A 26,422-nucleotide genomic window follows, 5' to 3' on the forward strand; every position below is an offset into this window, starting at 1 on the left:
ATTTATCCTCCTTTTTATGTAAAAATATCTAAATATATACACAGAACATATATTCTTGTTATAATTCTATTAAGTTAAAATTAGGAGGCAATAGATGGAATTGAAGAATATAAACATTATAGAGCGTATGCAGCATTATCATGTATTAGGTTTGAGTTTTACATTAATTGAGAATGGTGAAATTAAGATGACCGAAGATTACGGTTTGCTAGAGGCTGGAACAACTAAAAATGTAAACAGACAGACTATTTTTAGTGCTTGCTCGATTAGTAAATTCCTAACAGGAATGCTAGTTATGAAACTAACGGAACAAGGTCTTCTTGATCTAGATGAGGATGTAAACAAAAGGCTTGTTTCGTGGAAAGTACCTGATAATGAATTAACTAAATATAAGAGAGTTACATTACGAAACTTACTTAGTCATCAATCTGGAATTATTGACCCAAAAGATAGTTTCGCTGAACTTAATTCTATGGGAGGTATTCCTTCAATGGCTGAATTATTAGCGGGGAAAACACCTTATTGTAAAGGTCCTGTTGAAGTGAAATATGAACCTGAGACAGAATTTCACTATTCAGATGCAGGTTTTTGTATCATTCAGCAACTAATAGAGGATATTACTGAGACACCTTTTGAGCAAATGATGAATGAACAAATATTTGAACCATTGAACATGGAAAACAGTACATTAGATCCGATAATCTCAGGAACGAAAAAAGACCATTTTTCTTGTGGTCATAACAAAAATGGCCTATTAGTAGATGGGAAATATCCTATTTATCCTTTCCCAGCAGCTTCTGGACTCTGGACAAGTTCCTTAGATCTAGCACAATTGGTCGTTGAATTATTGAAAGCTTTGAAAGGAGAAAGCACGATTGGAATGACTGCAAGTAGAGCGAAAGAAATGATAACCCCACAAAGAGGTAAGACGTGGACTGGACTAGGAGTATTTTTAGATGGAATAGAAAAGGGAGTTGAAATTTCATCATTTGGTTGGGGAGTAGGTTTTCAATGTATGTTGGTGGCGTTTCCTTATATAGAAAAGGGTGCAGTCATCATGACAAATACAGAATTAGGTGTTCACCAAATGGAAGGGATCATAGGAGAAATATATAAATCTATTGAGAAGTAAAGAAGAGTAAGTTTTTATTGAGAGGTTGAAAAAGGTGTTTTATTATTTCCATAGAAAAAGGTGAAAAAATCATTCAGTATATAATGTGCTGAATAAGTGAGTAAAAATATCTTCACAAGGCGAAACCTAAAGTGGAAACAATTGATTTGGTAGAGTTAGATGAAGAGTAATAAGATCATAATGGATGTTTTTGTCTTCGCAGCAAGCTAATTTCAACAGGGTTTATTGAATATACACTTATTGAATATTCTTCAATCGTTGTCTACAGTGAGAATTATTTGGTTTATGCTTGTTGAAGAAAAAATAAACACTACTAACGAGAAGAGACAAGTCATTAATTAATAGTTCAACCCTTATTGTGCTAACAAGCGGAATGATCGAAGATTGCAAAGGTAAAATCGGACGAAGAATAGTTGACAAAGAAAATATATTGCTATAACGTTGATATATCAACGTTGTTTATTCAACGACTTTTGGGAAGGTGGATACCTATTGAATTTGAATGAACATATTGGAATCCTGATTCGAAATGCGGATTTGACCATTGCAAATTATGTAAAAAAACAGTTAGAACCTTACAATCTTACCCCAGAACAAAATTTAATTATGATGATGCTTTGGCAAAAGGATGCAATTTCACCTAACGAATTTGCCCTAAAACTAAATAAGGACAAAGCTAATATTGCACGAATGATTGTGAGTTTAGAAAGAAAGGGATACATTAAAAGAGCAGATGACCCTCTAGACAAACGCACATTTAAAGTTCATTTAACCGATGAAGGGAAGCGACTTGAACATTTTGTTGTGCCCGTTCTTCAAAAAACACAACAAACCGTGATGTCTGGGATAACGGTTGAACAATTTGTTGACATGCAAAACCTTTTCACAAAGATGATGAACAATACTTTGGCAGCTATTGAATAATAAATGTTCAAATAATACCTATACATGGTAAAATTAAACGGCAATATTTTTACTTATAGAAAGGAAGAGTTAAATGCAACAAGACAATATAATAAATGATTCAGGAGAACAAAGTGTAGGAAAAGTGTTATGGCAATTAACTCGCCCTCATACATTAACGGCATCATTTGTACCAGTCTTAATCGGAACCGTCTTGGCTATGTTTTATGTGAAAATTCATATCTGGCTTTTTATTGCTGTACTTTTTTCTTGCCTTTTGATTCAAATTGCTACTAATCTGTTTAATGAATATTATGACTTTAAACGTGGGCTTGATACAGAAGATTCAGTGGGGATTGGGGGAGCCATCGTACGACACGGGATGAAACCAAAGTCGGTGTTACAATTAGCGTTAAGCTCTTATGGTATAGCCCTTTTGATTGGCTTATATATATGTGCTAACAGCAGTTGGTGGTTGGCTCTTATTGGTCTAGCTGGGATGGCAGTTGGATACCTTTACACAGGAGGCCCATTCCCAATTGCATACACACCTTTTGGAGAACTATTTGCAGGAATATGTATGGGTTCACTGTTTGTATTGATTTCTTTTTTTATTCAGACAAACACGATAAATACTCAAAGTATTCTCATATCCATTCCCATTGCAATTCTCGTCGGTGCTCTTAATCTCTCTAACAATATCCGAGATATAGAGGAAGATAAGAAGGGCGGACGAAAGACTTTAGCTATTTTGTTAGGGAAGAAAAAAGCAGTATACTTCCTAGCATTCTTATTTTTAACCGCTTATCTATGGATTACAGGATTAATCCTAGCTAGCGATATAAGTTTGTGGCTGTTTCTGATTTTTTTAAGTGTACCTAAACCGATTCAAGCAATTAAAGGGTTTGTAGACAGAGAAAATCCTTTGAACATGGTTAATGCGATGAAAGCAACGGGTCAAACCAATACCATTTTTGGTTTTCTGCTTTCACTAGGTTTATTTATTAGTTATCTTTTTTAAGCGTTCTTGACAAAACTACAATTCTTACTCATCATATAACTGATCGAGTACGATCGTAACTTTTACACCTCTTGATTATTTAGCAGAATACTTATTAAAATTGAAAAAATTTAATTAAAACCCTGTAATATTTACTAACGTGATAATACAGGGTTTTCCCTTGGAGTTCATTTGATCATTTGGGGAAATTAGCTACTGTACATAGTTTACATAACAATGTTATTGTTAACTAATTTAAATAAAAGGAAAAGAAATGTAATAATACGGTAAATGATGATTGAACTTAAAAGCAATGAAGAGAAGAGTAAATCGATTTTATTCTTATACAGAAAGCTTCGGTAGCTGATAATAAGCAAAGGATGATTGATTGAATATGGTCTCTGAGTAGCATAGCTGAACTTCAAATTGCGGGTAAAGCTATGACGAGATTTGGCACTCGTTATAAATGTCAGAGTATAAGAACTTTATTGTTAGGTGGAAACACGGGTATAACCTCGTCCTTAGACAATGTATTTGTTTTTGGGCGAGGTTTTTTGTTGTTTAAAACTACAGAAGGAGGAATATTAAATGAGTGTATTTATTGGTGGAGCTTGGCCATATGCAAATGGTTCATTGCATTTAGGTCACATAGCTAGTTTATTATCGGGTGATGTTTTAGATCGATATTATAGAGCTAAAGGTGAGAACGTTCTTTATGTTTCAGGAAGTGATTGTAACGGAACTCCAATTTCTTTAAGAGCAAAGCAAGAGCGGGTAACCCAGAAAGAAATTGCTGATAAATATCACGAGGAGTTTTCTAACTGTTTTGAAGTATTAGGTTTTACCTATGATTGCTACACACGGACTGATACAGAACATCATCACACTATTGTACAGAATATCTTTTTGGAGTTATCACTCTTAATCTATACGTATTGTTTGAAACTAATCTTTTAAGAAGGTTCTTATTTTTATTTGTAGAACTTAATATAGAGGAGCACTTGTTAAAGACGGATTTCGGTAAAGACTCCTTTAAAAGTACTGATGGGTATTCGCGTTATAGATTTTATCCATCTCCTTAATTAATCATTTAGTTTCTAACTGAAGCTAATGGATTAATACTTGAATTAGATAGTGCTACTGGACAATTGGTTATTATTAAAAGGCTCTTTTCTAAAAGTTTGTTGCTCTAGGACTAATAAAAATCTGCTTTTGGATTTTTATGATGTAAATTCAAGCAATCTCCAGAGGGGTATCAAGTCATTTAGCGAAAAGAGCATGGTGATAAGCTTAAAACGTGTACATGTGTACTTTGTATGGAAAGCAACAACCTTTGCGAAAACAGCCTATTAAAAAGATAGTTGGATCATTCTAGAAAGTAGGTGACACCTTCTTGAAAAATGCATGGATTGTTTCATTTATACGAATTCCATTGCTCTTTGTGATGTTCATTATTTTCTATTTAGTAATAAAACTGTCTGGATTAGAAATCACTTTCCCTTTTCTTCCTGATTTATCGACCGTTTACTTCACAGTTGTAAATGTAATGTGCTTCTTTCTTATGTATCAAATATTAAAAAAGGAAGGCCGTACCATCAAAGAATTACTAGGTTTTCGTCCAGACCGTTTAGGAAAGGATATTTTGTACGGTGTCTTTTGGCTTTTTATTTTGTATATTCCCTTTGTTTTTGCTGTTATGGGAACAATGTTTATTATGTTTGGAACTGATTTTATCAATCATTTTCAAACTGTATTTGCTGGAGATGTAGAGAACGATTCCTTTTCACGTCCAGTATGGCTAATGTGGGTTGCAGCAGGCATATCTTTAATTTTCCCTTTTTTAAATGCCCCAATTGAAGAGTTAATGTACCGTGGTTATGCCCAACCATTATTTATCAAGCGTTATAAAAGGGTGTGGGTTGGTGTTATTATTCCTTCTATTGGTTTTGCTTTCCAACACGTTATGTTAGCTGCAAGTTTTCAAGGAGCTATTGTCTATGCAGTTGCATTCTTTGTATGGGGAATTGGCAGTGGGATTATCTATCATAAACAAAAAAGATTGTTTCCTCTACTCATTTGTCATTTTTTTGTTAACATTGCATTTAGTGCTTTCCCAATTATTTTCTTGATTTTAGGAGTATATTAGGAAGAAAATTCTGTAGAGTATAGATTTTGTTATAAACTACTTTTACTGCGACAAAACTACTCTAAAAAGGAACTGAAATTTATCGCTCCAATTCAGTCATATTTAATGTATAAACAGCATGTGCTTGATTATTCATTATTATTTCCAAAAGTTGTTCAGCCATATAGGTTGAACTGTATTTAAATCCTCCATCAATCCACTCTATAATCATTCCTAAAATAGCATATGCATGATAGTTAGCTTGCAATTTTCGATTAATGTTTGGATAAGATAGATTGTCATTTAGGTCATGCAATGCTAATTCTTTTAGTACATTGCATATTTTACTCTGAAAACCAGATAGTGTAGTAGATTGCACGATTAGAGTGTAAAAATCCTGATATTTATTCACATGTTCAAAGATTTTAATAGCAGAAGATGTTAGTTTTCTCACCTCAAACGTTTCGTTACCTTTATAAGGTTCGCGAAAAGATGAAATCAAATCTGATATGACATCATCGATAATTTCATCCAAAATATCCTCTTTATATTGATAATGTTTATAAAACGTTCCACGATTTAAGTCTGCTATTTGTACAATGTCTGTGATTGTAATCTTTTTAAAATCTTTCTCTTTCATTAATGATAGAATGGCATCTTTTAAGGCTTGTTTAGATTTAGTAATCCTTCTGTCTATCGTGTTCGTTATGTCGTAATTCATAAAGGACCTCCATCATTTGAAAAAAAATTAATCTTATTGAACAAATACTAAATATAGTGTTGATTAATAGACAAATCGAGCTTTATTTGCTGATTGCATTAATTACTATATGATAATAATATTGATTATAGTAAATAATGAACAACTGTTCAATAATTTTAGTCTAATAACGCATTCAAATGAATGGAGGAATTATAATGAGACTTAATGATAAAGTGGCAATCGTAACAGGAGCAGCATCTGGCATGGGAAAAGCCATTGCAGAATTGTATGCTAAAGAAGGGGCAAAAGTTATTTTAGCGGATCTTAATATAGAAGGCGCTACAACTGCTGCTGAAGGTATTATTTCTAATGGTGGTGTAGCTAAAGCTGTACAAGTTAATGTAGCAAAATTAGAAGATATTGAAAATATGATTGATACTGCCGTAAGTGAGTATGGTACGTTAGATATCCTAGTTAATAATGCTGGTATTATGGATGGATTTGAACCGGTTGGTGACATTAATGATGACAGATGGGATTTAATATTTGATATTAATACAAAAAGTGTCATGCGTGCAATGCGTAAAGCAATACCGATCTTTTTAGAAAAAGGAAAAGGAGTAATCGTTAATACGGCTTCTACCGGTGGATTAAATGGTGCTCATGCAGGGGCTACATATGGGGCATCAAAACATGCAGTCGTTGGTCTAACAAAGAATACTGGTTTCATGTATGCAAACAAAGGCATTCGTTGTAACGCAATTGCACCAGGTGGTGTTGAAACAAACATTGGTTCATCGATGAAAAATATGAATGAATTTGGTGCAAGTCGTACAAAGGTGGTACAAGATGTTATGCCAAGAATGGGTAAATCTGACGAAATTGCTCAAGTTGCTCTTTTTTTAGCTTCTGATGAATCAAGCTTTGTTAACGGCACAGTTATTGTAGCCGATGCTGGCTGGACCGCTGCTTTTTAATGCTACTTTTAGTTTCTATTTAAAAATAATGTCGTACTCAATACTGTAAAAACCATTTTGATGAAACTTTTATCAAAATGGTTTTTTGTTGTCGACTTTTGTTAATTGAAGCAGGTTTATTCAATAGAGATTCTGTCTCTTAATATTTTGTTTTGCAATAGTTACAGTGCTGAAAAACTTTGATTTGCAGTATGATGGCAAGGTGTTTTTTCTTATTTTATATAGTTTGGATGAAGAAGGTATTTCAACAATGAAGGAGAAATATAAGACCAAAAGCATTTAATTATAAAATTGTAATTCTTCAATAATATCAAAATTGAAGGGGATGGAAGCATGATTCGTCATTGTGAGGATAAGGAACAAAAGTTTGAATCGATTTTAACAGACAATTGTTTGTCACAGTCAAAAAAGCTAGCAAATTTTTTTTAGATAAACAAATAGATTTTATTATTTCCATTCCCTATGTGAGAGCATTTAGTTCGAATCCAATAAAATAGCAGATAGGACATAAAATTGAAGGAGATATTAGGCTAGTCGAAAGGGTACTATGCTCAATTCCTAAAGATGATTGGTTAGCTATGCTTAAAGAAACATTTAAGGAGTTGAACTTGCATATGAAGGTGGAGAAACAAGTATAAAGGCTATGAATCGAGGAATATCGTTTATCAATGATTATCTAAGTACTAATAAAGAAAAAATTATAGCAGTTATTACTTACGAGAATTTAATGGCATTTAATTGTAAGATATTATGATAATAGCTTCAGGTTTAATCAATGGAGAACGTTGACGAATCCGGATGTATTTAAATTAACGTTTTTTGAGAGTTCGGTTAGTCTTGAGAGGATATGGAATGGTTTAATAAAATGAATATTCTTCTATAAAGGTTTCCTAAAAGGGATTACTTATTTACTGCTTTACGATCTACTTGATAAATGTAAATCCTGTAATTTATACAGGATTTATGAAAAAGGGGAATATGCCCACTGAAGAAAGATATACATGAAACAAGTTGATCTAACAAATAAGTAATAATCATATTATACAAGTGAAAATGAACGTCATAGTCACTTACTTGTTTCTTTCCGAACTATTGGAGCTACCTCCGTAGCCAATAGCTCAATACCTTCAGCTACTTTCTTAAAGGGTAAACCACCAATATCAATTTGTGCCATGAAGCGCTGATGTCCAAATAGCTCGTATTGACTAAGGATTTTCTCGACGATCTGTTGTGGGCTACCAACAAACAAGGCGTTATCCGGTCCTGTCATCTGTTCAAAATCTCCTCTTGACAACCGATATTCTCCTTCACTTTGTCGGTTACCGAATGACTTGTAATTAGAATAATACGGATAGTACTCGTCCTTTGCTTGTTGACTTGTCTTTGCGATATACCCATGTCCAGTGACTGCTATTTTGAGTTTATTTAATTCATGTCCAGCATCGATCCCAGCTTTTCGGTACTCATCCACCAAAGGCTTGAATCGCATTGGGTCACCGCTAAGGATCGCCATCGCCATGCCAATACCCAAACTTCCGGCACGAGCTGCACTCTCTGGAGTACCTCCAACACCAATCGAAATGGGTAAATGAGTTTGAATAGGTCGTGGTGAAACTTCTGCATCCTTTAAGGCAGAACGGAACCGTCCATTCCATGAGATTAACTCGTTTTCATTTAGTTTTAAAAACAAATCTATATTTTCTGAAAAAAGAGCATCATAGTCATTTGTGTTGTGTCCAAAAAGTGGGAAGGATTCTAAAAACGCTCCTCGACCAGCTATTATTTCCGCACGGCCATCCGAAATCAAATCTAAGGTAGCAAAGTCTTCGAAAAGACGAACGGGGTCAACTGTACTTAATACTGTTGTTGCACTTGTTAATTTGATTTGTTTGGTTATTTGGGCAATTGCCGCCAATACTACTGGACTTGCTGATACCGCATAGTCTAATCGATGATGTTCACCAACCCCAAATACATCAAGTTCAGCCTCATCAGCAAGTTTTGCTGCTTCAATTATTTCCTTGACTCGTTGCCCTGAATGAATCACTTTTACAGTATGAGGATCGGGACATATATCACCAAGTGTGTAGATACCAATTTCGATCCCTTTATTTTTCAATTTCTCGTCTACATACATCTACATTTTCCTCCAGTTATTTTGTTTAAATCTCTAAGTGAATACGATTGCCTGAAGGATCAGAGGTTATAAAAACACCATTTTCTATTGTAACAGGAGCACCTATACTTTTTAAACTAGTTACCACAAGATCTCTAGCTTGGCTATTTGGCAGAATGAGTGTAAAAAAATCAAGACCGACACTGTTTACTGGTTGAGGCGGAGCACCCACACCATTCCATGTATTTAAGCCAATATGATGATGGTATTTATTGGTTGAGATAAAAAGTGCCTGATCCCCAAATTGGTTCACCACTTCAAAACCAAGTCCTTTGATATAAAATTCCTGTGTCTTTTTCAATTCGGATACATGTAAATGGATATGTCCCATGATGGTATTAGCTGGTAGACCCTTCCATGTATTATCCAGTTGTTCACTTGAAAGAAGGTCTTCAAAATCAAGCGGGTCAACTGTCATGGCTACTTCTCCGTTATTCCAATTCCAAACGGAAGGATCGCGATCAATATAAATCTCAATCCCATTTCCATCAGGATCACTAAGATAGAGAGCTTCACTGACAAGATGGTCGGATGATCCAATTCGAATTCTATCTTCAATAAAATGATGAACAATATTTGCTAAATCTTTACGTTCAGGCAATAGAATAGCAAAGTGGTATAGCCCTGTTGTTTTCCCTTGAATTGCTTCAACATCTTTTGGTTGCTCAATAGACAAGATACTTGTTTGACCATCCGTAGTTAATTTAGCTGTCGTTTTCGTTTGTTCAAGAATTTTAAAACCAATTACTTCTTGATAATAGGTAAGAGAGCGTTCTAGGTTTGCCACTTTGATTTTTACATGTCCTACAAAAGTAGTTGGTTTACTATGAAATCCCATATACATTCCTCCTGTTTATTATATAAGTAAACTTAAAATTGATGGTAAATTAATATTTAAAACATGAATGAAGAGTTTTTCCTATATTTAGGACATACAACTAACTTTTTATATCTAGTTACTTTATGTAAGTAAGTTTATTAATATAAGTAGGTTTTGTCAAGTAACTTTATTATTTATTGTAATTTAATTTCTTATTAAAAGTGATATATTATAATATAGAGGGGTGAAAAGTTTAATGGAACAATCTATTCTTTGTCCACGTTTTGAAAAAGCGGTCTTGCTTTTAAGTCAACGCTGGACAACTTTAGTTATTTATCAATTATTGTCTGGTCCGCAACGGTTTGGCACCATTCAATCTTCTATTGGAATTAGTGGGAAAGTTCTGTCTGAACGATTGAAAGACTTGGAACATCAAGGAATTGTTACACGAACTGTTATCCCAGAAACACCAGTGATTATTGAGTACTCACTTACAGAAAAAGGTGTTTCTTTAAAAACAATATTAAAAGAGATAGAAAACTGGTCTCAACTCTGGATACCGATAGATCGTACAGAAAAATAAAAGTCATATCCGAACACAATAGCGATATTATAATAGCTAGTATTAATATGGAGTGAAAAAACTCAAAAACCAACAACCTTTCGATAGAACTAAGTTTAATTGGCATTATCATGATTTTTCTCTATAGGAAAAACACATGATGATGCTTTATTTGATTAGTGTTATACATAAATCGAAACATTATGATTATAAAATTAATTAAGGTTTGCTAAAAATTTCAAATAAGTGGAAAATCCATATTTACAAACAAAACTAGAGCATATGCTGTTGCCAAATAAAAGAAAGATGCTTCTTTTGATAACAATGATATTTAGTGAAGTAAGAAGAAAAGGTATTCTAAATGTAGAATTGATTTATTTAGAATATAAAAAGTGGGAGGCTATTAATGGACTATATTGCAGACTTACCTAAAGTTGTTGGCAACCAACCACTTATATTAGTAGGTATTGCGGTTGCGGTAATAAATGAAACCGGTGAATTATTATTACAAAAGAGAAGAGATGGAGTTTGGGGAGTACCTGGAGGATTTATGGAATTAGCAGAATCTACAGAGGAGGCTGGTAGAAGAGAAGTATTAGAAGAAACAGGAATAGAGATTGGTAAACTTGAGTTGCTAGATGTTTTTTCAGAGAAACAACACTGTGTTAAATTACCAAATGGAGATGAATTCTATCCTGTAACCATTGCTTACACCTCAAAAGAAATAAAGAGTGGAGCACTAAAAGCTGACGGCAAAGAAACAGTTGAAGCGATGTTTTTTAAATTAAATGCATTGCCCGATGGACTAAATCCTCTAATTAAAAACCTTATAAAAAAATACTCACCTTCTTTGTCACTCAAGTAAGTTTAGTGGGTCCTATTGGTCAATATTGTAAAGACATGGGCTTATAGTACCTTAATAGCAATCGAATTAAGACATTTTTTCTAGCTCTAGTTTATTTGTTTTTAGGATACTCCAGATCAACCTTTGACTTTCCATTAAACCACCTTCGGTAAATCAACAAAACGATAAGAATAAATCCTATATATAAAGCAAGAACTTGTATAAATGTTAGAACCGAAGTAAATAATTGATTTCCTAAATAGGCGTACACTATCATTGCAGGAACTTGACCAATGGCAGTTGCAAAAAAATAGGCTTTAAATGACATAGTGCTTAGCCCAGAATAGATGTTGATTACTGCTGGAGGGATGATATAAATAATTCGTGCCAACAACACGGTGCTAAATGTATTCCTATTAAGAATACCGTTCATTGTTTTAAAACCTTTAAAGCGAGAGACATATTGTTTAAATTCATTAATAAAAAAGTAACGTGCCAGAACAAAAAAAAGTATCGCTGCTCCTACTGAGCCGAACCAGTTAATCATACTACCAAACCAAATACCATATTTTGCTCCCATCATTCCAGCAAAAACTGAAAATGGAAAAATAGGAACGACACTTAACAATACTGATAGAAAAAACATAAAAGGAATTTGTGAATAATCACTGTTATTCAGCCAGTTTAACAAAAAATCTCTATAAGAAAAGACAGTAAGGAGAATGACTCCATATATTATTACAAAAAATAACCCTTTTCTCATCAATGTAAAACTCCCTACTTGAAAACTTGATAAATTGATTTTTCCGGTAATTATTTCTTATATATTAATGGATATAAAAGCATTACAAACGGAAAGTGTCTCTCCAATCGCCTCGTCCATATCTTGTGTTTGTAGTTCTCGTTTAGGATCAATTTCCTGTTCAAAGACATTGTTACAACAAAAAAAAGCTTAGAGAGAGTACAACAGTAAATATTTTGAAAATTATAGAATAGCTTATTCTCCTGTGCTTCAGGACTTATATTTCTAAGTTATGTTTTGTTATTTTATGATTAATATTCTAAAAACAAAAAATGTTTATTCTTACATATGATTCTCACCTTAGGTTCATCCTTTACCCCTAGGTAATGAATAGTGGTAAGTAATGGATTTACTATTATTACTTATATTTTCTTACTATTGTTAGACAATATATTTAAAACAACTAGAACTGAGGGAAGGGTATGCAGAAAATTTTATTTATGCCATTTTTAAGAATGTCTTCAGGGCATCATCAAGTTGCAGACAGTATTATCGAAACATTAAAAATAGAAGATTGTGAGTGGGAATTTGAGAAAGTAGAAATTCTATCATATAGTTTTGGATTTATCGAAACAATTGTAACAACGGTGTATTTAAAGACGATAAAGTTTTGCCCAAATATTTATAGCTGGCTATATCGTAAAGTTTCTTTTAATCATACAAATGAAAAAAAACGATACCTCTTATATGAACTCATTTTCCTCCGTTTTATGGAAAAAATTCTTAAAGAAACAAACCCAGATCTCATTATTTGTACTCACGCATTACCATCATATTTATTAAATAGACTAAAACAGAAATCAAACTATTCGGTTCCAGTCTTCAATGTTTATACGGACTATTTTGTGAACCAACTTTGGGGATTGTCTCATATTGATTATCATTTTGCTCCTACTAAAGAGGTAAAACAGTTTCTTTGTGGTCAAGATGTTCAAAATAAAAGAATAAGTATAACGGGTATTCCTGTTCATCCTCACTTTATGAAAGATGATTCACAATTTAAAGAGAAAGATTGTAAGCCCTTTACCATTATCATTTCTGGAGGTAGTTTGGGGACCGGCAACATAAAAGAACTAATAAAAAAACTCAAACCGTCAGGACAAATACATTACAACGTCTTATGTGGTGAAAATAAAAAGTTATATCAATTTATCCATTCAATTAAAAGCCCCTATATTACTCCATTAGCTTATATAACATGTAAAGAAGAAATGAACACCCTTTATTCTAAATCCTCTGGAATTATAACGAAACCTGGTGGAGTAACGATTAGTGAAACATTGCGAAAACAGCTACCAATTTTTATTTACTCTGTTTTACCTGGGCAAGAGGAAATCAATTTACACAATTTACAGAATAAAGAGCTTGTTTTCCCACTTAATAATCACCATCAGGAGCTTGAGAGTAAAATTCTCTCTTACTTAACATCTAAAGTTTGGATAAATCACCATAGAAAACAAGTTCAAAGTTATTTAAATACCATAGAAAAAAACACTTTACGGGATACATTTGTAAAAATACTACCGAGTATCTAACTACTAATAATTTTAAAAAACATGGTTGTCTAATACTTACCGTATATAAAAATATGGAATTGAAATTTGTAAACTATGGCTTAAAAGAGGAGAAAGCAACTACTACTAAGCATGCATTAAAAGAAGTTACTGCGATTACTTATTTTAATATGTAAAGGAGAAGACCCATATAATGTTGAATCGTGAGAACTGAATGAAATGTTTTAAAAGCTAAACATTGAAATTATACCCTGCATTGTTTACTAAATTTGTTCTATTATTAAAAGAATATGATAAACAAGAAAACACTCTATTTGAAGGAGTGTTTTCTTGTTCGCTAGGGATGATCTGAAAGAAGCCAAATTGGCAATTATGTTTCGTTGAATCTATCCCTTTTTATTATAAGTTTGAAGTAACTGGTCTTTGGAAATCAATAAATAATAAGTATCAGGTATATTAGAAATCTTTGGATGTTCTGAAGATAACAAAAAAATAGGGAGATGTGACATTCTTTTAAACAATCTGTAAAAGATATTACAAGGTTGAATAATCTCAAATCCAAGCTTTTCGGCCCCTTTATGTAACATAGTTATCCCTATCGCACCTTTTATTTCATTACTTTTTTTATGATTGTAAATATACTGTGCAAGGACCGGCATTGACATATATATTCTTTTGAAAATGATTCTCCCTCTTTTAATAGAGCAGGGGATACTTTGCAATTCGTTTAAAATTCGAATGTTGTGCAAATGTATTTTTATTAACTTATCATTTTTCTTTATCAAGGTTCCGTCACTTAAAAAAACATCCTTGCCTTTATATTTAGTTAACCGAACGCGAAAGACACCTGAATGACAATCAATATATTCTAATCTAGTTAATAAGAAATATAAAGGATCAAGCACATTCCAAAACGAAAGAAGATAACTCCTCATAAAATTCCACCCTCCTTTGATCCTAATAATATTTTGTCATTTTTACTTGATAATATAATTGGAAAAGTAAGGGTCACTTATCCTGAATTATTAACAGTTTATGAAGAAATATGTATAGAGAGAGAGGAAGAGTTAGCGATGATTATAACACGATCTGAAAAGAAACAAATTATCACCCTGTTCGTTGATAATTATTGACTCCAACTTTACGGGAAGTAATTAAGAATGAAAATGCTCCTGCACTTCAATTTTTTATTAAGAAGGGATATCACATTCCAAACTAAATAAAAAACATAAAACTAAGGCCCCCCTCGATAACATCCGTAGGATAATGATGTCCTAGCCAAATGCGTAAGAACTCAGTTAACATTGATAATCCTCTAGCTAAGTATAAGAAGCATAGAAAAAAATTTCATTATAAAAGTAGCACTTTCTATACTTTTTTAATACGTTTGACCGAAATCCGTGTTCATTAAAAAAATTCAAATAGGCCTCTTCACTTCTTATGTACTTTCCTTTATCATGTGTTGCCATATACCAATTACTAATTGATTTATGATCTGTAAAGCAAGGTTCCATCACAATGATTGCCCCTGAATTTCGTGTTAGAATTCTTTGAAATTCCTTCATGTATATATCAATTTGTTCACAAGGTACATGATGTAAAACAGCTATGATTAAAATAAGATCAACCGAATGATCCTCTAAAGGGATTCGATCACCTGCAAAGACATCAAAAGAATATTCAGGGTTGACTCTTTTGGCATAGTGAACTCTCTTTTCATCAGGATCTATTCCAAAATAGTGACTAGGCTTACATAAGGTACAATTAGCACCCGTTCCAGCCCCGAAATCAAGGAGTACTTTATTATCAAGCTCAAAATGTTCTTTTACATGTCGATGAATATATTTATTCGTACTCCATTTTGGCCTAACTAACCAATGGTATAACGAAGGAGAAAGTTCCATTATTTGTCGCTCCTTAATCATTTTTCTACTAGTTTGCTTCACATTAGAATCTATCTCTCGTGTTTATTAATGGTAATTATAGTTGTTGTACAGTGAAAATAAAAAAGGAGCTTCGATTAGCTCCTTTTCATTAGATTACATTTGATTTTTCTATTATATTAGCCTTTAGTGGTAATTCATGAATCGTAATTTCTGGACGACTACCTACACGGATATTAACAGACGTTTGTCCTAGTCCTTCATTAATATAAAAGGGTTTTCCATCCTGAATATGAAGTCCTTTAATAATATTCATTCTAGCTAACTTACCCATTTTCATAAGATGATAAGCTTTTGGGTAGCAAATCTGACCTCCATGGAAATGTCCTGATAACAAATAGTCAAAATAATAATCTTTCATATGAAGAACTATATTAGGATCATGCGTTAATACTAAATTTGTCCCATGCTTAATTCCTTTATATGATGCTGATAAATCACTTCGTTTTGTACTAAAGTCATCAATACCTATAATATTTAAAAGCTTCCCATGAACAGTAATCATTTCATTTGTGTTCTTCATAACCTTACAATTATATTTTTCAAGGGTATCAGTTAATGTTGAAAGATTCTTACGTAATACATAATCATGGTTACCAAGGACAGCATACATACCATATTTTGCATTTAACTTATTTAATACTTCTAGATAAGGAATAAGCTTTGGAATCGTACGTTTTCGGTCGAGAAAATCACCCGTTAAAGCAATAAGGTCAATTTGTTCATTTCTTAACTTTTCATAAAGCTGTTCGGGAGAAATTGATATATTTTCAAGGTGTAGATCTGAAAGTTGGAGGATTTTTAATGTCGGTACATGACGCTCTGAATGATCTGGATCTATTTTTATTTTATTTATTACGACATCATGTGTATTTTTGTATGCCTTCTTAAACAAATAAACAAGAATGAATGCTAATATTGTCAATAAGATAAAACTCAATCGTATCACTCTCCTTCATCACTAAATTATACTTGCTTTAACTACAAATTGTTACGGTAATTGATGGTAAACTAAGCCTATAAAAGGGATTAGAGCTGTTAATCCATGTAAGGGTGGAGACTATAGAACTTGAAGGAGAGGATACTGAGTTACTAACTAAAAAAGGCGTTGGGGATGCTTTATTAAACTTTGATATTTCATTTTCAAAAAGGATAAATAAAGAAATGTAACACCAATTTCTAATCACGAATACAAATGAGAAATTAGAGAAAATTGATCAAAACACTCAGTTAGAATAGAAATTCAGAGAAGAGTTACTTTTTCTATGTATTTTAAGATAGCTTTTTCTACAAAAAAATAAGATATATATTTATTAATGCTTAAACTCTTGATGCCATCCAATCTGATACTGAGATCAGCATAACAAAAGAGGTCGCAACAAATCCCTTTTTGTCGCAACCTTTTTTAACAATTAATTTTCATTTGTCTAAATGAATATAATAGATTTTACCTTACATTGGACGCTATCAGCATAAACAAAACTCATCTAAATAGCATGTGAAATTCTCCTCTTGGATACCGATAAATTAAAAAGGATTTCAATACATAAACATAAAGTGTACTTTGTAAATTGCTTATCATAGTGAAAACGAAGGGAGGGATCGCTGTTTTAAAGTACCTTTTTCCGATATTGATGCTCAAATTGATAAATCATTAGCTTGGAGATTGCTGTATATCCAGCAGAATTTGGATGGACACCATCAGCTGAAAGGTATTCTGTTTTTTTTCCGTTCATCACCTTTGTTGTTTCGACAACTAGTGAGGATGGGTATTGTTCAGCAATTTTATAAATTTCCAGGTTCCAATTAGGTAAAAGCTGATCAGCAATAGGATAAACTTGGTCACTAGGTTTTAAAGGGTTATATAATTCTAAGAAGACAATTGTAGCATCCGGATTGACTTGTTTTATTTTTGTTAAAATATCCGATAGGTTTGAAGAGAAGGTCGATTGCAATTGATCGAACGACTTTAGGGCACTTTTAAAATTTTGCTTTTTTGCTATTCTGAGAATATCATTTCCACCAACATTAATCGTAATAATATCGGATTTCTTCATTTCTGAATCAAACGTACCTTTTTGTACTAATGCATTTAATTCACCGCTAGTAATGCCATTTATCCCTTTATTTTCAAGTTTTAATTTTTTATTTGTTTGTAGTTGTAAATGAGAAGAGAAATGATTGACAAAATTTTCACCTTGTTTAGCGCCAACACCACGAATAATAGAATCACCTATTGCTAAATGATTGATTTCGTTCGCTTGAGAATTTCGAAAGTACTCGAGGTAGGAGACGTTTGTTTTGTCGTTACTTGCTTCAATAGTAGGCTGCTTCAGTTTTTCAATTTTGTATTGTGGATAATAAAGCCAGAAAGTTATACTAAGTGCAATGGTTAACAAAAAAATAAGAAGGTATTTTATCATTTTCATATGCTTCACTCCTTCAGTTCCTAATCCTAGCAAATCGCCTATAGTGGGGGTATGCTTAATTACTTATTTTAGATTTATACCCTAAAGGATAATTTCCGCAAACGTACCTTGTGTATCTTAAGGAGAATGATAATGACTATTTCTATTAAGTATGCACAAAAATGAATCAAATAAAGCAAGATAGAAGAACATTAAACCTTAGGTGGTGAATAAATGTACTTTATCAAAAATCTATCGTATAAAGAAATATTGTATATTAAATCCATGAAAATACCTTCAAAGAAAATAACGTGTTTAGTTGGTGAAAGTGGGGCTGGTAAATCAACTCTATTGAAAATGCTCAACTTAATGATTTCACCTGATAGTGGGGACATCTATTATCAGGATGTAAACGTAAATGAGATAGAACCTGTTTTACATAGAAGACGAGTTGTAATGCTAGCTCAGCACCCAACGGTATTTGATGGAACCATAAAGGAAAACTTGAATATAGGGCTCGTTTTTTCCGAACAAGAGCCAAAAAGTGAACGGGAATTAAAAGAGGCATTGAAAATCGTCAATCTCGATAAGAACTTAGACGAAGATGCTGTAACATTATCTGGTGGTGAAAGACAGCGACTTGCACTAGCAAGGGTATATCTTATGAATCCAGACGTATATCTGCTGGATGAGCCCACTGCTGCTCTTGATGAACATACTGAAGCTCTAGTTATCGAAGAGTTTATAAGAAAGGCCAAGGAAAAAGGTCAAACGATAATCATGATTACTCATTCGCATAAAATTGCCGCAGATTTTGCTGAACATACGATTACGATCAGGAAGGGGACGAGGGAAAAAGAATGAACAATGTAATAAGAGATATAGAGTTTTGGAGACTTGTAGCGGGTTATTTATTTATTATTCTTTTACTAGTATTTGTGAAATGGCGTGGTTTAAAGCGAGAGAAGCGGATCATTGTCTCAACAGCTAGAATGACGATTCAATTAATGTTAGTAGGTTACATTTTAACCTATTTATTTGAAAAACCCAATCCATATCTTATCAGCCTTATCGTATTATTAATGCTAACCTTTTCCATATTTAATACATATAAGCAAGTGGCTAAACCTCTTAGCAAACAATTGAAACAACTAATCGCGATTTCAATGACAGCAGGTTCATTAGTTACACTGATGTATTTTAATTTTGTGGTCATTCATTTTCAACCATGGTATGAACCTCAATATCTAATTCCAATTGCTGGTATGATAATAGGAAATTCAATGACTGGAATTACGCTAGGTGTTAAACATTTAATTGAAGGGATACATAGAGAAAGGCTGTTGATCGAAGGTTCATTAATGCTTGGTGCAACACCACAATCTGCAACTAAATCGATTGTAAATACAGCATTTGATTCAGCTATTTTACCAACGATAAATAATATGGTAGGGATGGGGATTGTCTTTTTACCAGGTATGATGACAGGTCAAATTCTAGCAGGAATAAGCCCACTTGTAGCGATTGAATACCAAATTGCTATTCTGTTGGGAATTGCAGGAAGTGTAGCATTAACAGTTATGATTTTTACACACTTTGGTTATCGAACGTTCTTTAATGATCGGGATCAGTTTGTGGCTTAAGATCTATTTAGAGATATACGTTTTTTTCTATAATTATTGCCTTAATTACACTATTCCAACTATTCTCTTCACGGTTTTATTCGTTTACCACTTAGAGTTGACTCTAGGTCAATTGGCAAATAGTCATTTTTGACTTAGAGTTAACTCTAGGAGATATAATAAACTGACTCTTATTATTCTAGATATACATACTTTTTAGTAAAGAATAGAGTAGATAGAGGCTAGATTAATAAATGATCTGTTAACTTGTTATGGGCATGGACTTTCGAAAGAAAAACTAACTTCGTTAACTAGAGCTATCTACAAGGGTTAAGATTGTTTAATGTAGTAGGTATAGAAGGGCATGGATGAAGGATTAGCATTACATGACGTTTTCAATAAGGAGATTTTCAATGAATATCAATGATTTTTTAGCGCACTTGAATCGAGGAGAATCAGTTGAGGGCGGGTCGGAGATGCACCAGATGATGCACAATGTCTCGCAGGAAGCATTGAGATTAACCGCTGAACTGAATGGACAATATCAAACTCCCGAAAAAATTCAGGAACTGTTCTCCCGGTTAATTGGTAAAACGGTTGATCACACATTTGCCATGTTCCCACCTTTTTATACGGATTGTGGGAAAAACATCAATGTTGGCAAGAATGTCTTTATCAACTCAGGTTGTCGCTTTCAGGATCAAGGTGGCATTACAATTGGCGATGGTGCTCTCATAGGACACAATGTCGTTTTGGCTACCCTTAATCACGACACTAATCCTCGAAAGCGTAGCACTATGCATTCTGCGCCCATCACTATTGGTAAAGATGTCTGGATTGGAGCAAATGTCACAGTCGTTCCCGGTGTGGACATTGGTGATGGTGCTATTATTGCTGCTGGTGCAGTTGTGAACAAGGATGTTCCTCCTAATGTAATTGTAGGAGGGGTACCTGCGAAAATATTAAAGAATATTGAAATCAGTCAGGAATAATTCTGTTGTTTTCATCTTTATGCAGATTATTTAGTTCTCTTATATATAAAATAATGGAAAAGTTTATAATTAGGATGGAGCACTTTAGGTGTTAGAGATTTGATTTAATGGTATGCACGATAGTGTATTGAACAATACGAAGTGGAGGTCCCAGTTTTTTTGTAAGCTACGAAAGGTTTTCTTGTTCAATTATACTTAAACGATCGCAAATGAACAAAAATAGACCACCTGTACTTCATATACACAGTTATGAATACAGGTGGTTTCTATTATTGGATAATCTCTATTTTATCGTTTTTATGAATATTTTCCGTTCCGGCATCCAGAGCAGTCTTGTAATATAAACACTTATGCTCAAGAGTTCCATGGTTTTCTTTAATTCTGCCATCTGTGCTTCTACACTAGCCTTTCTTCCCATAAACATATCATATCTTTTCTGCAATGTAGAATCACCGTCAGAACACCAATCAATGAAATGTTTAATCTCCTTAATAGGCATTCCCGTAGACTTCAGACATTCAATTACATTTAATGCACCGATATCGGATTCTGTAAACAATCGTGTTCCGTTTGCTGTCCGTTCTACAAACGGCATAAGTCCTTCTTTGTCGTAGTAACGCAAGGTATATACGGTAAGATTCAATTCTTTTGCAACTTCGCTAATAGAATATGTGACAGAACGACTCTAAACTCGAGATTAGCAGGCGCATGGTACTATGTATGAGATGGCCGATTTAGGGGCTGGTTTTAAATAAAGCGACGCACGTGGGAGGGGGGGGTAAATCTTCCCGAAGGAAGCCTAGAAAGATCATTAAATCACTTCATAGCCACGCAGAGTATTATAGAATAGTTTTGGCAACTCCGAGATACAGTAAAAAAATCATCTAACGCTTGTTGAAATTCTATGAAAAAGACCTCCAAATAATTGTTTTTGGACGAACCAACAACTCATATACCTTAAAAAGTAATTAACAGAAGTTCTCAAAGAGTTATTAAAGATGATTGGGAAATTGAGCAGTAAAAACTTATCAATAAGTATCTCCTTTGCGAAATTTTTATTTCATCTCAATATCCTAAGTTAACTAGGCAATTGAGATATTTTCAAAGAAATTAAATTAACTTCCTATAATATATATTATGTAAACTAGAAAAAGAAAAATAGTACAATTCATACTATTTTTAATAGTCTTATACAATAGTTAAAAACTTATAAAATTAACTCTACCCTTGCGGATTTTACTTCATTCTTTCGGAATATCCATCTTATCAACAGCGCTTTTTAAATCATCATTCCGTATATGTGTGTAAATCATAGTCGTTTGTATGGACGAATGTCCTAATTGTCTTCGTAATTTAGGTACATCGTTAATTTCAGAGTGATATTTGGTTGCGAATGAGTGTCTTAGTTTATGGACTGATAATGAAGGTTTTCCAAAAGCGATCGCATATTTTTCAATTAGTTTTTCAATGGATCGTGTTGATAGTCTTCTTGATTTGCCTTTAGGTCCCATAGGGGCAGCTACGAATAAGGCCTTATTATTTTTTTCGATTTTGTACCTAGATTCTCTGATATTAAGGTATTGTTGAAGATCATCCATAGCAATCGCGCTAAAGAATACATACTGTTCTTTATTTCCTTTCCTGATAACACGGGCTGAAAATTTACTGTAATCAATATCATCTATATTAAGGTTGACAACCTCTGAAAGACGTAAGCCAGAGCCCAATATTAATGAAACAATTGCTGTGTCACGTTCCTGGTTTAGTTTATAGAAATTAGAAATCTTTTTATTTTCTTTATTGATTTCTCCATATTCATAGGCTATAAATCTCCGAAAAGCTTCATATTCATCACCTAATAGGATTTTCCCTTCCATTTTGTTCGCCGTTGTTTCCATGCTTTCTTTTATGTCATTGAATTCGATCTTCGCCATCACATTTCTTGATAGATAAGGCGTTAATTCACGCGTTTCTGCGATGTTTTGCAGATAATGAAAGAGCGATTTTAGTGCAGATAACTTGCGATTAACTGTTGTTTCTTTATTATGTAACTCGTATTTGAGTGCATTCAAAAATCCTTCAATTTGTTGTACTGTTAATTTTTCTAATAATTCTAGTGGGATATCTTTTATTTCACCATTATGAAAATGCTCCGCAGTTAACCATCCGAAAAAGATCTTGTAATCGTGACAGTAATTAAATAAAGAAGCTGGCGAAAGTTTTCTGCGTTTATGATCAATAAATTCTTCAACATACCAGGGCAATTCCTTTAGTAATAGTTGAAGTTTTTTATAATGTTGCTGTGCTTGATTATCCATAAAAAATCACCTCAGGGAACAAATTGTTTACATATATATTTTATAACAATGACTTTATTACGTCAAATTTATATTTTACGTAATAATATATAGGTGTTTACATCTTCCTTTTCTTATCCATCTGAATGTTTGATCATTCCTTTTAAAAAATGAAAAGCAACAAGACTAGATAATTAGCCTTGTTGCTTTTCATTTGTTTGTAGGCTCAGCTAACACTCCTGGTTATTCCTCACCAATCAAATACCCTAATAGCTTTATTGCTTCTTCTTTCTTTTCACTATAAGCTGGAATAAAAGCAACCAATGGAGTTTCCAGTTTGATTCCTAGCTTTTTCATCAACAAGGAGTCATTACTAACAGGCACGACATATGTATGTGTTTCATCTGTTTCTGGATGGACTGCTTGATACTCTTTCAATTCAACATCGGACAACGTCTCTGGATTAACAATCTCATCTAACGGTTGAAAAGCGATTGGGTCAATAAGTCCTTTTACTACATCTTTTCTTAAAAAATAAATATCACCGTTATTAACAGCTAGTTCAACCATTAATTTTTCATGTGACATCGGTAAAAGGTTTAATTGATAATCTTCTGCTTTCCTACCCTCCACTCCATCTACGATAATTTTTTCAATATCTTTTGATACAGTTGTGGGAAGATCTCCGAAAAAGAATAATTTCATTTTTTTATCTTCATCTTCATTTTGACAACCACTTAAAATAACGAAAAAGATCATAAGTATGAAAGGTCCGATAAATCGCTTCATTTGTCTCACCAATTCCTAGAGGTATTTAAGTAAACTAATAACTAGTGATAGTAAAAGTTCCCTATTCTTTTAGTTTAGCCTCAAATTCGACTATCTACAAGCCTATTGTATGATCTATAAAAAAATAGATTTCCCGTATCATAAGGAAATATCGATCTTTCCCTTTTCAAGCAAGGGAAACTCTTGTGAATAAAACAGTTATTTTACTGCTCCTATCGTCATCCCTTTGACAAAATACTTTTGTAAGAAAGGATAGACACAAATAATTGGTATAATAGTTGTATGTTAGAAAAAAGAAAGTAATATAGAAAGAGCTTAGGTAATTAGTCTCTTTAGTTCAATTATTGATTATCTATTTTTAGTGAAAATTCACTATAAAGACCCACTTACTGGATTATTAGTAGGTCTTTATAGTGGGATTTGTGTTTGATCAATTTCTTCTTGTTAATCGATACAGAGTATAGTTCTTGACGAACTGATGCTTATTTAACTAATCACCTTTCCTCCTTTTGGCATTAGAGTATTGAGTCTTTCCATACCAGCGATTATTGGTTTTGCACGCTGAATTAGTTTTTTTTTTAACTTCTAGGGACTAGGATACCTGATGGGCACTCTCCTCTTTTCAAACTTCATAAACAAAGACAGAATTTGGGTCATCCCGAGAAGTATTGACCAAATATATTTCACATTCGTTCATATCCTCCATTGATTGTGCTGCTTCTAATAAAATGTCAACTAATCTGTCACAGTCACCTTCTTTTGCTATTAGCTTACCGAACAATTCACATTTACTTATTGACAGTCCTCCTTATTTTTAATGAACAATTCTAGTTAATATTCTACATTACTAGGATTATTTACTATTGGTCATACGAAATAGGTTGCTGGTTCACTGGTGTGGATATAATCGCATCATTGCCTTGGAAAAGGAACCAGATTTATAGAGGTTTTGAAAATGAAAAAAATAGTTATACTAATTACTACTAAAGTCGGTTACCTACCTATGCTAATTTTTATCATCGTTGTCTAACATTATAAACGGTAGTGAATTCTTCGGGTAGGTAATTTGTTTTATTCAATAGCACGAAAGTTTTCAATTTCAAGTAGGATCGTTACATAATGAAAGGGAGGAAAACATGACAATTCAACGGACATTTATTATGGTCAAGCCTGATGGAGTTAATCGAGGGTTAATTGGTGAGATCGTAAGACGATTTGAACAAAAAGGATTTACTTTATTAAGTGCGGAGCTTATGAATATTGAACGCACAAAAGCTGAGTATCACTATAACGAGCATCAAGCTAAGCCATTTTTCGGTGAACTCGTTGACTTTATTACTTCGGGCCCTGTGTTTGCAATGGTTTGGGAGGGCGAAAATATTATTGAAGTTTCTCGAAAGATGATCGGCAAAACAAGTCCAACAGATGCCCAACCTGGAACAATACGTGGAGATTTTGCAAATTCAAAAGAGGAAAATGTTATTCATGGATCGGATTCACTCTTAAGCGCTGAACAAGAGATTGCCAATTTCTTTGATCCACTTTCGATTCGAACTAGAACTACTGGGAAGGATCTTCCCTATGATGAACAGAAGTCTGTCTAAATGATGTTAAGCTACCTTCTATTTTTATTGTCATTAAACGGTGATAATCATGCCTTGTCGAACTAGTGAAGATTTAAATCTACTAATCATTGAAGCAAAGAAATTAACAAATAGCGGTAAGGTTGCAGACTATATTCCTGCTCTTGGCAAAGTGAACCCTCATGATTTATCGGTTGCGATCCACCACCCCGATGGAAAATGTATTTCAGCAGGAGACATCGAAAAGAAGTTTAGTCTCCAAAGTATCTCGAAAGTGATTAGTTTGGCGCTCGTTTTAATGGATCGCGGCTTAGATGAGGTTTTTGAGAGGGTTGGCATGGAGCCTACAGGTGATCCTTTTAATTCAATTGCTAAGTTAGAATCAATGACTCCCTCAAAGCCATTGAATCCAATGATCAATGGTGGTGCGCTTGTCGTTACGCATATGATTAAAGGTGATTCAGTTGATCAGAGATTGAGTCGACTTATCGACTTTATTCAAGAAATGACGGGTGATCCAACAATTAATGTTTGTAAGGAAGTAGCTACATCTGAATTTGTAACTGCTGATTTAAATCGAGCGCTCTGTTATTTTTTAAGACAGCATCATATCATTGATGAAGATGTTGAACAATTAATCGATTTATACACAAAACAATGTGCAATCGAAATGAATTGTTCGGACTTGGCAAGGATTGGTTTAATATTTGCTATGGATGGGGTCGATCCTCAAAATGGAAAGCAAATGATCCCCTCTGATATAGCTCGGGTTTGTAAAACCTTTATGGTCACCTGTGGAATGTACAATGCCTCTGGAGAATTTGCGATTAAAATTGGGATACCTGCGAAAAGCGGAGTATCAGGAGGTATTGTCGGTGCTGTTCCCGGAAAATTTGGAATTGGCATTTTCGGACCATCATTAGATGAAAAAGGAAATAGTATTGCAGGTATTAAATTGTTAGAGTTGTTGTCTAAAAAATATCAATTAAGTATGTTTTGAGGGATTTTCCCGTAAATAAATAGCTGTGTTCGCAAAGATTGTTGTTTTTCGTAATAAGTAATTCTTTACTAATTCAGCCTATCTTCGTGCTCTTTTCGTTAAATGACTCTGATATCTCACTGGAGATCGCTTCAATTTAGATCATAAAAATCCAAAAGTCGATTTTTATTCGTACTAGAGCAACAAACTTTTAGAAAAGAGCCATATAAATAGAAAACTCTCCTGTTACT

24 protein-coding genes, 2 pseudogenes and 1 other annotated feature are annotated in these 26,422 nt (G+C 33.4%); of the genes and pseudogenes, 14 read left to right on the forward strand and 12 right to left on the reverse strand.

Features of this window, described 5'->3' with window-relative positions; all coding sequences use genetic code 11:
• Nucleotides 1–94 precede the first annotated feature (94 nt).
• The 5 genes and pseudogenes from AC6CHR_RS21685 to AC6CHR_RS21705 all read left to right on the forward strand — a co-directional run bounded on the left by AC6CHR_RS21685 (nt 95) and on the right by AC6CHR_RS21705 (nt 5,181).
• Nucleotides 95–1,132, forward strand: coding sequence for a serine hydrolase domain-containing protein (locus tag AC6CHR_RS21685; protein ID WP_498251120.1), 1,038 nt, complete (start codon nt 95–97; stop codon nt 1,130–1,132).
• A gap of 492 nt (nt 1,133–1,624) precedes the next feature.
• Nucleotides 1,625–2,056 (forward strand): MarR family winged helix-turn-helix transcriptional regulator, encoded by a 432-nt coding sequence (locus tag AC6CHR_RS21690; protein WP_498251121.1) that lies wholly within the window; start codon nt 1,625–1,627, stop codon nt 2,054–2,056.
• 73 nt (nt 2,057–2,129) lie between these two features.
• Nucleotides 2,130–3,056: a 1,4-dihydroxy-2-naphthoate polyprenyltransferase gene (locus AC6CHR_RS21695; protein WP_498251122.1), complete on the forward strand. Its 927-nt coding sequence runs from the start codon at nt 2,130–2,132 to the stop codon at nt 3,054–3,056.
• A 283-nt stretch (nt 3,057–3,339) separates the two neighbouring features.
• Nucleotides 3,340–3,561, forward strand: a binding site (T-box leader).
• 62 nt (nt 3,562–3,623) lie between these two features.
• A pseudogene (locus AC6CHR_RS21700) lies at nt 3,624–3,950 on the forward strand (class I tRNA ligase family protein); the annotation flags it as partial.
• Nucleotides 3,951–4,428: 478 nt separating this feature from the next.
• A complete protein-coding gene (locus AC6CHR_RS21705; RefSeq protein ID WP_498251123.1) occupies nt 4,429–5,181 on the forward strand; it encodes a CPBP family intramembrane glutamic endopeptidase in 753 nt (250 codons plus the stop codon).
• A gap of 79 nt (nt 5,182–5,260) precedes the next feature.
• Here AC6CHR_RS21705 and AC6CHR_RS21710 read toward each other — a convergent pair whose 3' ends face one another.
• A complete protein-coding gene (locus tag AC6CHR_RS21710) occupies nt 5,261–5,881 on the reverse strand; it encodes a TetR/AcrR family transcriptional regulator (protein WP_498251124.1) in 621 nt (206 codons plus the stop codon).
• 197 nt (nt 5,882–6,078) lie between these two features.
• Here AC6CHR_RS21710 and AC6CHR_RS21715 point away from each other — a divergent pair, with 197 nt between their 5' ends.
• Nucleotides 6,079–6,840, forward strand: a complete 762-nt coding sequence (locus tag AC6CHR_RS21715; protein ID WP_498251126.1) for an SDR family oxidoreductase — start codon at nt 6,079–6,081, stop codon at nt 6,838–6,840.
• Between the two features lie 1,066 nt (nt 6,841–7,906).
• Here AC6CHR_RS21715 and AC6CHR_RS21720 read toward each other — a convergent pair.
• Complete coding sequence (locus tag AC6CHR_RS21720) at nt 7,907–8,977, reverse strand: LLM class flavin-dependent oxidoreductase (RefSeq protein WP_498251128.1); 1,071 nt, start codon at nt 8,975–8,977, stop codon at nt 7,907–7,909.
• A gap of 25 nt (nt 8,978–9,002) precedes the next feature.
• Nucleotides 9,003–9,854 (reverse strand): VOC family protein, encoded by an 852-nt coding sequence (locus AC6CHR_RS21725; protein ID WP_498251129.1) that lies wholly within the window; start codon nt 9,852–9,854, stop codon nt 9,003–9,005.
• Nucleotides 9,855–10,092: 238 nt separating this feature from the next.
• On the opposite strand from AC6CHR_RS21725, the gene AC6CHR_RS21730 reads away from it, so the two are divergent.
• Both AC6CHR_RS21730 and AC6CHR_RS21735 read left to right on the forward strand, forming a co-directional pair.
• Nucleotides 10,093–10,419: a winged helix-turn-helix transcriptional regulator gene (locus AC6CHR_RS21730; RefSeq protein WP_498251130.1), complete on the forward strand. Its 327-nt coding sequence runs from the start codon at nt 10,093–10,095 to the stop codon at nt 10,417–10,419.
• Nucleotides 10,420–10,804: 385 nt separating this feature from the next.
• A complete protein-coding gene (locus tag AC6CHR_RS21735; RefSeq protein ID WP_498251132.1) occupies nt 10,805–11,263 on the forward strand; it encodes an NUDIX hydrolase in 459 nt (152 codons plus the stop codon).
• 91 nt (nt 11,264–11,354) lie between these two features.
• Here the strand turns inward: AC6CHR_RS21735 and AC6CHR_RS21740 are convergent, their stop codons facing one another.
• Nucleotides 11,355–12,005 (reverse strand): TVP38/TMEM64 family protein, encoded by a 651-nt coding sequence (locus AC6CHR_RS21740; protein ID WP_498251134.1) that lies wholly within the window; start codon nt 12,003–12,005, stop codon nt 11,355–11,357.
• Nucleotides 12,006–12,466: 461 nt separating this feature from the next.
• Between AC6CHR_RS21740 and AC6CHR_RS21745 the strand changes: the two genes are divergently transcribed.
• Nucleotides 12,467–13,579: an MGDG synthase family glycosyltransferase gene (locus AC6CHR_RS21745; RefSeq protein WP_498251136.1), complete on the forward strand. Its 1,113-nt coding sequence runs from the start codon at nt 12,467–12,469 to the stop codon at nt 13,577–13,579.
• Between the two features lie 365 nt (nt 13,580–13,944).
• Here AC6CHR_RS21745 and AC6CHR_RS21750 read toward each other — a convergent pair whose 3' ends face one another.
• From AC6CHR_RS21750 to AC6CHR_RS21765, 4 genes are all read right to left on the reverse strand, one after another.
• Nucleotides 13,945–14,493 (reverse strand): YkoP family protein, encoded by a 549-nt coding sequence (locus tag AC6CHR_RS21750; protein ID WP_498251138.1) that lies wholly within the window; start codon nt 14,491–14,493, stop codon nt 13,945–13,947.
• A gap of 384 nt (nt 14,494–14,877) precedes the next feature.
• Nucleotides 14,878–15,462: a class I SAM-dependent methyltransferase gene (locus AC6CHR_RS21755; RefSeq protein ID WP_498251140.1), complete on the reverse strand. Its 585-nt coding sequence runs from the start codon at nt 15,460–15,462 to the stop codon at nt 14,878–14,880.
• A gap of 130 nt (nt 15,463–15,592) precedes the next feature.
• Nucleotides 15,593–16,441, reverse strand: coding sequence for a metallophosphoesterase (locus AC6CHR_RS21760; RefSeq protein WP_498251142.1), 849 nt, complete (start codon nt 16,439–16,441; stop codon nt 15,593–15,595).
• A gap of 670 nt (nt 16,442–17,111) precedes the next feature.
• A complete protein-coding gene (locus tag AC6CHR_RS21765) occupies nt 17,112–17,930 on the reverse strand; it encodes a GDSL-type esterase/lipase family protein (RefSeq protein ID WP_498251143.1) in 819 nt (272 codons plus the stop codon).
• Between the two features lie 213 nt (nt 17,931–18,143).
• Between AC6CHR_RS21765 and AC6CHR_RS21770 the strand changes: the two genes are divergently transcribed.
• The 3 genes from AC6CHR_RS21770 (at nt 18,144) to AC6CHR_RS21780 (ending at nt 20,523) form a co-directional block, all read left to right on the forward strand.
• Complete coding sequence (locus tag AC6CHR_RS21770; protein WP_498251144.1) at nt 18,144–18,773, forward strand: ABC transporter ATP-binding protein; 630 nt, start codon at nt 18,144–18,146, stop codon at nt 18,771–18,773.
• Nucleotides 18,770–19,552 (forward strand): ABC transporter permease, encoded by a 783-nt coding sequence (locus AC6CHR_RS21775; protein WP_498251146.1) that lies wholly within the window; start codon nt 18,770–18,772, stop codon nt 19,550–19,552. The genes AC6CHR_RS21770 and AC6CHR_RS21775 overlap by 4 nt, the downstream gene beginning before the upstream one ends.
• Nucleotides 19,553–19,944: 392 nt before the next feature.
• Nucleotides 19,945–20,523, forward strand: coding sequence for a DapH/DapD/GlmU-related protein (locus AC6CHR_RS21780; RefSeq protein ID WP_498251148.1), 579 nt, complete (start codon nt 19,945–19,947; stop codon nt 20,521–20,523).
• A gap of 269 nt (nt 20,524–20,792) precedes the next feature.
• On the opposite strand, the pseudogene AC6CHR_RS21785 reads toward AC6CHR_RS21780, so the two are convergent.
• The 4 genes and pseudogenes from AC6CHR_RS21785 to AC6CHR_RS21800 form a co-directional block, all read right to left on the reverse strand.
• Nucleotides 20,793–21,187: pseudogene (locus AC6CHR_RS21785) on the reverse strand (MerR family transcriptional regulator).
• A gap of 577 nt (nt 21,188–21,764) precedes the next feature.
• The gene (gene xerS / locus AC6CHR_RS21790; RefSeq protein ID WP_498251149.1) at nt 21,765–22,841 is read right to left on the reverse strand and encodes a tyrosine recombinase XerS; all 1,077 of its coding nucleotides are present in this window, start codon (nt 22,839–22,841) and stop codon (nt 21,765–21,767) included.
• A 222-nt stretch (nt 22,842–23,063) separates the two neighbouring features.
• The gene (locus AC6CHR_RS21795; RefSeq protein WP_498251150.1) at nt 23,064–23,609 is read right to left on the reverse strand and encodes a hypothetical protein; all 546 of its coding nucleotides are present in this window, start codon (nt 23,607–23,609) and stop codon (nt 23,064–23,066) included.
• A gap of 622 nt (nt 23,610–24,231) precedes the next feature.
• Nucleotides 24,232–24,390 (reverse strand): putative quinol monooxygenase, encoded by a 159-nt coding sequence (locus tag AC6CHR_RS21800; protein WP_498251151.1) that lies wholly within the window; start codon nt 24,388–24,390, stop codon nt 24,232–24,234.
• Nucleotides 24,391–24,745: 355 nt separating this feature from the next.
• On the opposite strand from AC6CHR_RS21800, the gene ndk reads away from it, so the two are divergent.
• Both ndk and glsA read left to right on the forward strand, forming a co-directional pair.
• A complete protein-coding gene (gene ndk / locus AC6CHR_RS21805; RefSeq protein ID WP_498251152.1) occupies nt 24,746–25,213 on the forward strand; it encodes a nucleoside-diphosphate kinase in 468 nt (155 codons plus the stop codon).
• 49 nt (nt 25,214–25,262) lie between these two features.
• Nucleotides 25,263–26,192 (forward strand): glutaminase A, encoded by a 930-nt coding sequence (gene glsA, locus AC6CHR_RS21810; protein WP_498251153.1) that lies wholly within the window; start codon nt 25,263–25,265, stop codon nt 26,190–26,192.
• Nucleotides 26,193–26,422: the final 230 nt, after the last annotated feature.

The organism is Metabacillus sp. GQ13 (assembly GCF_059758525.1).

Coding starts and splice junctions, on each gene's coding strand:
- AC6CHR_RS21685 (WP_498251120.1), top strand. CDS start 95: ATGGAATTGAAGAATATAAACATTATAGAGCGTATGCAGCATTATCAT.
- ndk (WP_498251152.1), top strand. CDS start 24,746: ATGACAATTCAACGGACATTTATTATGGTCAAGCCTGATGGAGTTAAT.
- AC6CHR_RS21730 (WP_498251130.1), top strand. CDS start 10,093: ATGGAACAATCTATTCTTTGTCCACGTTTTGAAAAAGCGGTCTTGCTT.
- AC6CHR_RS21710 (WP_498251124.1), bottom strand. CDS start 5,881: ATGAATTACGACATAACGAACACGATAGACAGAAGGATTACTAAATCT.
- AC6CHR_RS21715 (WP_498251126.1), top strand. CDS start 6,079: ATGAGACTTAATGATAAAGTGGCAATCGTAACAGGAGCAGCATCTGGC.
- AC6CHR_RS21735 (WP_498251132.1), top strand. CDS start 10,805: ATGGACTATATTGCAGACTTACCTAAAGTTGTTGGCAACCAACCACTT.
- AC6CHR_RS21695 (WP_498251122.1), top strand. CDS start 2,130: ATGCAACAAGACAATATAATAAATGATTCAGGAGAACAAAGTGTAGGA.
- AC6CHR_RS21740 (WP_498251134.1), bottom strand. CDS start 12,005: ATGAGAAAAGGGTTATTTTTTGTAATAATATATGGAGTCATTCTCCTT.
- AC6CHR_RS21725 (WP_498251129.1), bottom strand. CDS start 9,854: ATGGGATTTCATAGTAAACCAACTACTTTTGTAGGACATGTAAAAATC.
- AC6CHR_RS21750 (WP_498251138.1), bottom strand. CDS start 14,493: ATGAGGAGTTATCTTCTTTCGTTTTGGAATGTGCTTGATCCTTTATAT.
- AC6CHR_RS21720 (WP_498251128.1), bottom strand. CDS start 8,977: ATGTATGTAGACGAGAAATTGAAAAATAAAGGGATCGAAATTGGTATC.
- AC6CHR_RS21795 (WP_498251150.1), bottom strand. CDS start 23,609: ATGAAGCGATTTATCGGACCTTTCATACTTATGATCTTTTTCGTTATT.
- AC6CHR_RS21745 (WP_498251136.1), top strand. CDS start 12,467: ATGCAGAAAATTTTATTTATGCCATTTTTAAGAATGTCTTCAGGGCAT.
- glsA (WP_498251153.1), top strand. CDS start 25,263: ATGCCTTGTCGAACTAGTGAAGATTTAAATCTACTAATCATTGAAGCA.
- AC6CHR_RS21780 (WP_498251148.1), top strand. CDS start 19,945: ATGAATATCAATGATTTTTTAGCGCACTTGAATCGAGGAGAATCAGTT.
- AC6CHR_RS21775 (WP_498251146.1), top strand. CDS start 18,770: ATGAACAATGTAATAAGAGATATAGAGTTTTGGAGACTTGTAGCGGGT.
- AC6CHR_RS21765 (WP_498251143.1), bottom strand. CDS start 17,930: ATGAAAATGATAAAATACCTTCTTATTTTTTTGTTAACCATTGCACTT.
- AC6CHR_RS21770 (WP_498251144.1), top strand. CDS start 18,144: ATGTACTTTATCAAAAATCTATCGTATAAAGAAATATTGTATATTAAA.
- AC6CHR_RS21755 (WP_498251140.1), bottom strand. CDS start 15,462: ATGGAACTTTCTCCTTCGTTATACCATTGGTTAGTTAGGCCAAAATGG.
- xerS (WP_498251149.1), bottom strand. CDS start 22,841: ATGGATAATCAAGCACAGCAACATTATAAAAAACTTCAACTATTACTA.